Here is a 7,358-nt window from a genome sequence, read left to right on the forward strand (position 1 = left end):
GCGCCGACGATCGTCTGCGTCGGCCGGCTCGTGCCGCACAAGCGGCTGCACCTGCTCCTCGACGCGCTGCCGGCGCTGGTCGCCGCTCATCCGGGTCTCACCGTCCATGTCGTCGGCGACGGCCCCGACCGGGAGCGGCTGGTCGCCCGCGCGGTCGCGCTCGGCCTCACGAGTGCCCCCGCGGACGGCGCCCTCGGGGAAGGCCACGCCCGCAACGGCGACTCCCCCGGCGGCGACTCCCGCGGCGGCGACGTGGTTCGGTGGCATGGTTACACCGACGCGGCCACCCGCGACCGGTTGCTCGCCTCGGCCTGGCTGACGGTGAACCCCTCGCACGGGGAGGGCTGGGGGTTGTCGGTACTGGAGGCGGCCGCCCTCGGGGTGCCGGCGGTGGCGTTCCGGGTGCCGGGACTGCGCGACGCGATCCGGGACGGGACGACAGGCTGGCTCGTCGACGAGGGCGTGCCGCTGGCGGGAACGATCGGCGCGGCGCTGCGGGCGCTGGCCGATCCGCCCGCCGCGGCCCGGCTGCGCGCGGCCGCACGTGCCTGGGCCGCCAGCTTCACCTGGGACGCCGGCGCCGAGCTGCTCGCCCGGGTGGTCACCGCCGAGATCGACCGGCTGGCGCAGGCGCAGGCGCGTGGCTCGGGTCGCGGGGAGAGAGCGGCGCGCGATCGCCGCCGGGTCGACGACGAGCTCACCCACGCCGCGTTCACGCTGCCGGCCGGCGCGCCCCGCCCCGCCCTGCGCCGCACCGACCTGGTCTATCGGCCGGATCCCGACGGGGCCGAGGCGGTCGCCGTCCTCTACGGCGCCGGCGAGGCCGCCGCGCAGGCGGCGTTGGCCCGGGCTGGGGTGTCCGCCGAGGCCCGGCTGCGCCCCGGCACCGGGGAGGACCTGCTGGTTGCCACGAGCCGCGAGCTGGCGTCGGGGGCCGACGCACCGCCGCCCGCCGGATCCCGGCGGGCGGCCACCGGGGTGCCCGCCGGCCGCGGGTGAACGTCCCGGCCGGGCGGCGCGTCCGGCCCACCGGCCCGCCGCCCGGCCTGTCGTCAGCGCGACGGGACGGCCCCGCCGCGGCGGGTGGTCACCGCCGGGGCCGCCGCGCGGTCCGGCCGCGATGCCCTGGCCACGGCGGGCGTCGGCGCGGTCGCCGGCGTCGGCAAGGTGGCGTCGGTGTCGCCCAGCTCGACGAAGGCGGCCCGGTAGAGATCCGCGAAGGCTGGCACCGAGCCGGGGCCGAGGAGGTGGCGGTGGTAACCGAACGTCACGTACAGGCTGTCGCCCATCCCGAGAACGCCGATGAACAACCCCTGCGGCATCCCGGCCGTCCCGGTGAAGTACACGGCGCTGATCGGCAGCCCGGCGGCCCCGGCGAGGTCGTCGAAGCGACCGAGGTTGCTCACCGCGGCGGTCGGGGCGAGCACTGGGCGCCCCGCGGCGACCCCGCAGCGCAGCAGCGTGCTGCGCCACGGGCCGGGCACGAACCGCGCCACGGCGACCCCGAGCGCGCCGGAGAGCCCCGGCACGACCGGCGGGACGGCCTGCTTGGCCGGGCCGGTCTGCTCCACCACGCGGACGGCGAGCTGCAGCGCGTCCACCCGGTCCGCAACCTCACTCGAGATGATCTTCAGGCCGGTCCGGTTGCCTCTGATCTCGCCCGGCGTGGGGAATGACGGCGTCGCGGCCGACGACGGCGGGGACGCCAGGTCGATCGGCATCCGGATCCGCAGCCGGCTGGACCCCCCGCCCCGGCGGGAGTTCCACCGGTCGATCGCCAGATGCGCCGCGCCGATCAGCAGGTCGTTGATGGTCATCCGCCGACCGTCCGGCAGCATCCGCCGGCCGGCGGGCACCGCCAGGATCAGCGGGTGGAAGCCGTAGCCGTCGCCCCCCACCGCCAGCGGCGTGATGTAACGCCCGGACCGGCGGACGAGCGTGGCCCAGCCGGGCGCGCCGGTGTGGGCCAGCGGCTGCACGCCCGCCGGCACGCCGCGGTGTCCCTCGTCCGGGGCGACGGCGCCGTCGCGGTCGGCGTCGTAGGCCGCCTCCCGGTAGTGGTCGAGGATCTCGGCGACGAGCGCGGCGAGCCGCAGTCCGTCAAAGGCAAGGTGATGAGCCACCACGCTGAGCTGGTCGCCGTCGGGCCGACGCACCAGCGCCACCCGGACCGGCGGGTAGCGGCGCAGATCGAACGGCGCCGAGGACAGGATCTCGTGGATACGCCACCCGTCGGTTCCGTCGTCGACGAAGCCGACCGGATCGGCCGTCGGTTCGGCGGCGAACCGCCAGGCGTGCTGGCGGGATCCGTACAGCACGGCGCGGGCCATCGGATGACGACGGATCACCGCCCACGCTGCGGCCCGTAGCCGCGCCGGGTCCAGCCGCCCAGTCGTCTGGACGAACAGTCCGCAGGTCAGCGGCGCACTTGCCCGGTCCGAGGCGGCGAGAATTTGCTCACCCGGAGTCAACACCCGATCGGGTATCGGCGGTGCCGAAGCGCCGCCGTCCTGCGCCAATCCCATTGTCGTAGGCCGGCCTTTCTGCAGGGGATCTCGCGGTTTCACGGCGATGGCGCACGTCGCCGTCGAGGAGCTAGTCAAGCGTAACCAGGCGAAATCGCCCACCCTGGGCATGGGGCACCCGCTGCGGCCCCACCCGGACCCCTCCTCACGGGGCCGCCACGAACCGCGACATCACCAGGCAGAGGCCCCTAAACAGGCCCGGTAGGAGGGGTGGATCCCGCCCACGGGCCAGCCCAATGCTCACGCCGGGTAGTCGACGCGGAGGCGTAACGAATCCCAAAGGTCTACCTGTGCCCCGCACCCTCGTACTACCCCCAGCCCCGAAACGGGCACCCTGTCACCGGCTGTTACCCACTGGTCATCATCGTCGGGACCTGAAAGGATTTCGGCCTTGCCCGCCCGCGGTCCGCGGCTCGCAGCCGGCTGCGACCTGTGCCCGCTCGGAAAGGAGCGCGATGACCGGCGACGACAGGGGCCCGTCGGACCGGATCGAACTCGCGGATCTCGTCTGCCTCATGGGTGGACCGTTGACGCACTACGCCGATCAGGCGATTCCCCACGACCGCGACCTCGCCATCGTCGAGCTGTTGAACAAGGCGCGGCACGGCAGCGGTCTCGAGCAGCTCCTGGCGCTGATCCGCCCGGAGGTGGAGGCGGAGACCCTGCGGGCCTTCGGGCTGCGGATGGCCTCACTCGCGGTTCGCCGCGCCGACCCCGGCCTGCTGCGCCTGGGGCTGCTCGCCGTCGGGCTCGCCAGCCTGCGCAGCATGGATTACCGCGACGACTTACGCGCGCTCGCCCCGCTCTGGCGGACGGCGAGCCTGCTGCACCTCGACCCATCCCACGAGTTCACCGCCGCGGCGGCGGAGTTCCCCACCGCCGGCGCGTTCCTGCTGGGCTGGGTGGACCGCACCCCCGACTCCCAGGATCTGGTCGAGATGGGCTATCGCGAATCGACGGACGAGGACGGCTTCCGCTATGCCGAGGACATGACCGTCCACCGCCTCATCCTCGAGGAGGATTTCGCCCGCCGGCCCCGCATCATTCGGCTCCTGCTCGCCCGCCGGCGGCGCCGGTGGCTGCGGGAGAACGGCTTCGACTGATGCCCTCGGCTCAGCCTGCGTCAGCGGCCGGCCGGCGCAGAACCCGCAGCCGCGCCTGCGCGAGCACGGCCGGCATGTTGCGGATGACGTCGCGGTGGCGCTAGTCGAGTCTCCTGTTTCCGGCCCGCACATCGCCATCCCGAGTCCGCCTCCCGACACGTGATCCCCGGCCACCGGCGTCATACGGACCGCCACGAGGGCCGCCAGACGGGCCGCCGTAGGGGCCTCGGCCGTACGGGCCGCCGTCGCCGAAGGGACGGTCGCCGTCGGGGCCGCGGGAGCCTGGGTCGTCGCCGTCCGTTGCGAAGTCCGCGGGTCCGGGGCGGTCCGGGCCCGCGGGCCGTTCCCAGCCCCAGACGGCCAGGGAGGCGAGCACCGCGGCGAGCGCCAGGGAGCCGAACACCTGCACGGGCACGCCGAACGCCCCGTGACCCGATCCGGGCTGGCTGTTCGGCTGCGCCGCGACTCCAATGCCCGAGGCGAGCATCGCGAGCGCGGCGAACCACGCCAGCGCCCACGGCCGGGACCGCCCGAACCAGACCAGCACCGGCACCGCCAGGGCGACCGGGCCGGCCACCAGCGCAAGCGCCACCATCGCCAGCCCGGTCCACACCGCCCGGGCGACCGCCCCGGAAGGCCGCGCCCCCGACGACCGCGCCCCCGACGACCGCGCGACGCCGGCCGCACGGGCCGCCCGCGGCACGGGCGGGAAGGCCGGGTACCCGTTCTCGTCGGAGCGCCGCCGCAGCCGGAAGCGGGCCGGCAGCATGGCGAGCACGACGAGCAGGACCACCAGCAGCAACCCGACGATCAGGTTGCGCCGGTATTCCGTGCCGGGAACGTTGTCGATGAGGATGGTGCCGCCGGCGCCGGCCGGCACGATCCAACCCTGCTGCCAGCCGTCGAGACGCACGGGCGTGAGGGTGGTGCCGCCGAGCTTCGCCGTCCATGAGGTGTTCGCGTTCTCCCGCACGGCGAGGAACGCCCGGGTGCCCGCCCCGATCTGGATGGTCCGGTGCTCCGCGCCCCACTGGCGCACCGCCGTCGCGCGCGCCGCCTGCCCGGCCGGCTGGTGCCCGGCACCCACCAGCCCCAGCGAGTCGACGAGGATCGAGGTCAGGCCCTCGTCGACGCGAAGCTGGTGGGTCCCGGCCGGCAACGTGAGGCGGCTTCCGTCGGTGCACAGCGACACCTTCACCGGCAGCACCGAGGTGACGTCGCTGTTGCGCCCGGTGATCCGCAGCGGGTAGCGCTTGCCGTCGACGACCAGGGCGGGACCGCTGCCGCAGTCGACGACCAACGGCTTGTCGTCGGCGGCGGGGGTGCCCCGGGGGGGCGGCAGGAAGCTCGCCGTACCGTTGACGGTGAAGGTCATCTCCCGGGGCGCGTCGAAGCGGCGGGACAGCGCCAGCTCCTCCGACCCGCCGAACGGCTGCGCCGGGTCGACCCGCTGCCGGGCCAGCGAGAAGGCGACGTCCCCCTGGTCGGCCCCGGCAAACAGCCGGCCGACGTCGTCGGGGAGCTGCGCGTAGTGGTCGAACGTGACGCCCGGGACGGTGATCTCCCGGATGCCGGCGCCGAGGGTGTCGTCGTTCTCCCGGTCGACCCGCTCGAACCCGATCCGGTACCAACGGCTCGCCCCCGGCGGGACGGCGAGGCGCTGGATGTCCTCCACCGGGGACACATCGGTCACGACGGCACCGGCCTCGCTGGTCACCCGCATCGCCCGCACAGCCGGTCGCCACGGGCCCTCCGACAGCAGCCGGATGTCGATGTAGGGCACGGTCATCTGGCGGCCGACGTCGAGCTGGATCCACTGGCCGGCGGAGGTGGTGCCCGGCTTGCGCATCGCCGTCCAAGCCGTCGCGGTGAACCCGTCGACGGCGGCCGGGGGCGCGAGGTCCGGCGCGGCGAGCAGGTCGTAGCCGTAGGAGGAGGCGGTGACCGACACGCCGCCGACAAAGCCGGCGACGGTCTGGTGACCGGCCACGTCGTCCTCGGCCCACTGGTGGGGCTCCCCGGCCTTGCCCACGGCGTTGCCGGTCGGCCCGAGCAGGTACGAGTTGGCGTCGTGGACGATGCCGAAGGTGCTGTCCCGGCGGGTGAAGGTGTCCGTGTCGACCCAGGCGGTCGACGGCCCGATCACCTCCCGCGGCGCGACCTTGATCGCGTTCGGGCTCGTCGACGCCGCCGCCGAGGCCGACGGGTCGGCGAGGTCGGCGGCGAGCACGACGGGCCGGTCCGCGCCGAGCAGGCCCTGCGCGGCGAGCTGCACCGTCGCCTCGGGCCCGCCTGAGACGACGACGGCTCCGTCGGCGGCGTAGGCCTGGACGAGCTTCGCGCCCGTCGGCACCGTCCAGATCTCCAGCGCCGGCACCTTCTGCCCGGGGTTGCGCAGCGCCGGGACGAGCCGCTCCTTCGCCGAGGCACGCGCGGGCACCTGCGGGCCGAAGGAGGCGGCCGGCGTCAGCCCGGAGGATCGCAGCGCCCGATGCAGCTCGTCGGTGGACGGGGGAATGTCCCAGTCCTTCTGCTCCAGGTCGTTGCGCAGCACGATCTGGCCGATGCCGGCCCGGGCCAGCGCGTCGCTGAGCCCCGGCGCGGAGCCCGCTGCCAGCTCGCGTTCGATGCCGTCCATCAGCCGGGTCACCCCGGTGCCGCCGAGCGGGATGAGGCTACGAACCCCCCAGGGCGTCTTCGCCAGCCACTGCAACGGCTCGTCGAGCGGACGGCCCCAGTCGTACTCGGCGAATGGCGAACCGGGCAGGATCAGCGTCCGGCCGCCCTGCGGGTTCCCGCTGAGCCAGTCGGCTGCCTGCACCCAGTAGTCGGGCACCGCGGTGAACGGGCGGGGCTGCAACGCGCGGCCGGACAGCGCGGGAGTCATGCCGCAGACGAGCGCGGCCACCGTCACCGCGGCGGCGGCCGTCGTCACGCCGGCCCGAGGACGCGCCCAGTTCCACCGGCCCCGGGCTCGGCGGACCCGGGCCGGCAGGGCGGTCAGCGCGTGCCCGACGCCCAGCGCGATCGGCAGCCGCACCACCGGCTGGAACTTGTAGACGTTGCGCAGGAAGCCGAGCTGGTTGCCGAGCAGATCGCGCACCGCACCCGACAAGGGGCTGCCCGGGTCGCCCGGGTAGGCGGCGGCGACGGAGACGGTGCCGACGGCGAGCGTCACCAGCAGGAACCGGCGGGCAGGCAGATCGGGCCGGGACAGCCCCCACAGCCCGATCGCGGCAACGGCCGCCGAACCGACGATCGGCACCGGCCGGGAGACGTACTCGGTCGCGGCGGGCAGCCAGGGGCGCGGCAGCTGGAGGTAGGCCATCCAGTCCGCCGCGCCGCGCAGCGCCTCGGCGACCGGCGTGGTCGCCGTCGTCGTCTGGACGGTCTCGGTGTAGGGGAGGAAGTTCAGCCCGTACCGGCCCTGCACCACCAGCGCCAGCATCCACCAGGCCGAGGCGAGGATGACCGCCACCACCCACCAGGCCCGCAGCGCCCACGCCCGGCGGGTCCCGCCCGCGAACACCAGCACCACCGCCGGGCAGAGCAGCACGCAGAGCGTGACGGTGGCGTTGATGCCGCCGGTTCCCAGGACGGCGAGGCCCGACAGCGCGGCGGCGCGGCGGGGGGACAGCCGCCGCGCCGGGTCGGCCGCGGGATCGTTCCCGCCGGCGTCCCCGCGCCCGAAGCCGGGGGGCGGGCCGGGGCGCGCGGCCGTGCCGGTGTC

At 75.2% G+C, this 7,358-nt stretch carries 4 protein-coding genes; 2 read left to right on the forward strand and 2 right to left on the reverse strand.

What is annotated here, in order from left to right:
• Window positions 1-999 (forward strand): glycosyltransferase (locus tag NBZ85_RS24700; RefSeq protein WP_261562682.1); only part of this gene is annotated, 999 nt, incomplete at its 5' end.
• A 53-nt stretch (window positions 1,000-1,052) separates the two neighbouring features.
• On the opposite strand, the gene NBZ85_RS24705 is transcribed toward NBZ85_RS24700, so the two are convergent.
• A complete protein-coding gene (locus tag NBZ85_RS24705) occupies window positions 1,053-2,474 on the reverse strand; it encodes a condensation domain-containing protein (protein ID WP_261558238.1) in 1,422 nt (473 codons plus the stop codon).
• Window positions 2,475-2,980: 506 nt separating this feature from the next.
• Here NBZ85_RS24705 and NBZ85_RS24710 point away from each other — a divergent pair.
• Window positions 2,981-3,628: a hypothetical protein gene (locus NBZ85_RS24710; RefSeq protein ID WP_261558239.1), complete on the forward strand. Its 648-nt coding sequence runs from the start codon at window positions 2,981-2,983 to the stop codon at window positions 3,626-3,628.
• Window positions 3,629-3,728: 100 nt separating this feature from the next.
• Here NBZ85_RS24710 and NBZ85_RS24715 read toward each other — a convergent pair.
• Window positions 3,729-7,358 (reverse strand): alpha-(1->3)-arabinofuranosyltransferase domain-containing protein (locus tag NBZ85_RS24715; protein WP_261562683.1); only part of this gene is annotated, 3,630 nt, incomplete at its 5' end.

This window comes from Frankia tisae, assembly GCF_025403405.1.
GTDB classification, from domain to species: Bacteria; Actinomycetota; Actinomycetes; order Frankiales; family Frankiaceae; genus Frankia; species Frankia tisai.

Bases quoted from the DNA above. Each gene is read 5' to 3' on its own strand.
- NBZ85_RS24710 (WP_261558239.1), top strand. From the start codon at position 2,981: ATGACCGGCGACGACAGGGGCCCGTCGGACCGGATCGAACTCGCGGAT.